This is a genomic window from Paenibacillus sp. P4_E11 (assembly GCF_056401635.1).
The window spans coordinates 1-2621 of record NZ_JBFUIX010000315.1; the positions used below are offsets into that span (position 1 = coordinate 1).

The 2621-nt window shown below is 51.0% G+C and carries 2 protein-coding genes; both read left to right on the forward strand.

Translation table 11 applies throughout. The features are described 5' to 3' along the window. Positions 1-1115, forward strand: a 1115-nt coding sequence (locus AC1DWB_RS33355) for a DNA topoisomerase (RefSeq protein WP_477545387.1), incomplete at its 5' end; no start/stop codon positions are given. Positions 1116-1262: 147 nt separating this feature from the next. After that, complete coding sequence (trmFO, locus tag AC1DWB_RS33360; protein ID WP_477545388.1) at positions 1263-2579, forward strand: FADH(2)-oxidizing methylenetetrahydrofolate--tRNA-(uracil(54)-C(5))-methyltransferase TrmFO; 1317 nt, start codon at positions 1263-1265, stop codon at positions 2577-2579. Positions 2580-2621 lie beyond the last annotated feature (42 nt).

The window sequence follows — 2621 nt, forward strand, 5'->3', positions numbered from 1 at the left end:
CGCCAAGAGTATATTTGAAGAAAAATGCTAATGCTCAAGACGCGCATGAAGCGATTCGTCCGACATCTGTTCTGAAAACGCCGGAAGAAGTCAAAGGTTATTTAAGCCGAGATCAGTTCCGCTTGTATAAGCTCGTATGGGAGCGATTTCTTGCTAGTCAGATGGCGTCGGCCGTACTGGATACGATGACAGTCGACATAGCGGTAGGCGATGTGCAGTTCCGCTCGGTCGGTTCTAAGGTGAAGTTTCCCGGATTTATGAAGGTGTACGTGGAAGGTACGGACGATGTTGCTGTGGAAGACGATAAGATGCTGCCGCCGCTCAAGGAAAAGGATAAGCTGACGAATAAGAGTATCGAGCCCAAGCAGCACTTCACGCAGCCGCCTCCGCGTTACTCCGAAGCCCGACTTGTTCGTGCCTTGGAGGAAATGGGCATCGGACGTCCGAGTACGTATGCACCGACGCTGGAGACGATTCAGAAGCGCGGCTATGTGGCAATGGAGGAGAAGAAGTTCATTCCGACTGAGCTCGGAGGACWTGTGATCCAGCTTATGGTTGAGTTCTTCCCGGAAATTCTCAACGTTGAGTTCACCGCCCGTATGGAAGAAGGACTCGACCATGTAGAAGAAGGCACGGTTGACTGGGTGAATGTACTCGACGAATTTTATAAGACGTTCGAGAAGCGGTTGGAATATGCCGAGGAAGAAATGAAGGAAATCGAAATACAGGATGAGATTACCGACATTCCTTGCGACAAGTGCGGTCGGATGATGGCAATCAAGATGGGGCGCTTCGGCAAGTTTCTCGCTTGCACAGGATTCCCGGATTGCCGCAACGCCAAGCCCATTGTTAAGGACATCGGGGTTACGTGTCCGAAGTGCAAGGAAGGCAAGGTCATTGAGCGCCGCAGCAAGAAAGGACGTGTCTTTTACGGATGCGACCAATATCCGGGCTGCGACTTCGTCTCCTGGGACAAACCTGCAAGTAAGCCATGTCCGGAGTGCGGCGGGTTAATGATCGAGAAGACGAACAAATCCGGTTCCCATTATAACTGTACGGTGTGCAGTCATAAGGAAGAAATCATATCAGAAGAAGATGGCGACGCTGACTATTGAGATAGTCGATCGTGGCGCTGGACTTCATATAAATGGGCAGCAGCGCGCAATGCTGCCTGTTCACATGAAATGGCATAAGCAATGCTCACGTGTTGCCTATTTATATGAACATCCAACACAACGACAGCCTAGTGGAGGAACAGAGAAGTGAAGGATATAGGGAAAGTTACCGTCATCGGGGCAGGACTTGCAGGTAGCGAAGCCGCATGGCAAATCGCGCAGCAAGGTGTTCCGGTGATTTTGTACGAAATGCGGCCTGTACGGAAAACGCCAGCCCATATTACAGATAAGTTCGCTGAACTCGTCTGCAGCAATTCGCTGCGGGCCAATGGCTTGACGAACGCAGTAGGTGTGTTGAAGGAAGAGATGCGACGCTTAGACTCACTCATTATGGCTTGTGCCGACAAGCACGCCGTGCCAGCAGGAGGGGCCTTGGCTGTGGACCGCGATGGGTTTTCCGGCGAAGTCACGTCTACGCTGCGCAACCACCCGCTAATCGAGGTGCGCAACGAGGAGCTTCCAGCCTTGCCTGAAGGAATTACAGTTGTTGCCACAGGTCCTCTGACTTCGCCTGCATTGTCGGAAGAGCTGAAACAGCTGATGGGTGAAGAATACTTGTATTTTTATGACGCTGCAGCGCCGATCGTAGAGAAAGACTCGATCGATATGAGCAAAGTGTATCTGGCTTCCCGCTATGATAAGGGAGAAGCGGCCTACTTGAATTGCCCGATGACCGAGGAGGAATTCGACGTATTTCATGATGCTCTGATCTCAGCGGAAACGGCTCCGGTGAAAGAGTTCGAGAAAGAAATTTATTTCGAAGGCTGCATGCCCATTGAGATCATGTCCAGAAGGGGCAAGCAGACGGCCCTGTTCGGTCCGATGAAGCCGGTCGGGTTAGTGAATCCTCACACCGGTAAACTGCCGTATGCGGTCGTTCAACTGCGCCAAGACAATGCGGCAGGTACGCTTTATAATCTGGTTGGATTCCAGACTCACCTGAAATGGGGGGAGCAGAAGCGGGTTTTCTCCCTGATCCCTGGTCTGGAGAATGCCGAATTCGTCCGCTACGGTGTCATGCACCGCAACACATTTATCAACTCGCCAAGGCTGCTTCGTCCTACGTATCAATTTGCCAAACGGGATGATTTGTTTTTTGCCGGGCAGATGACAGGCGTTGAAGGGTATGTAGAATCTGCAGCATCTGGCTTGATTGCCGGATTGAATGCGGGGCGTATGGCCAGAGGGGAAAGTTGCTTGACGGTTCCGCCAGAAACGACGTTGGGCAGCATGGCCCACTATATTACGTCTGCAGATCCTGATCATTTTCAACCGATGAATGCTAATTTCGGATTACTGCCTCCAACGGGTGAGCGGATTCGCAACAAAAAAATGAAAAACGAGAAGTTAGTAGAGCGTGCCTTGGAAACAATTCAGAATTTTACATCAAATATACACAATTAAGCTTGTGTCCGGTCTGTCCCATGTGGTACGATGGAGTATATC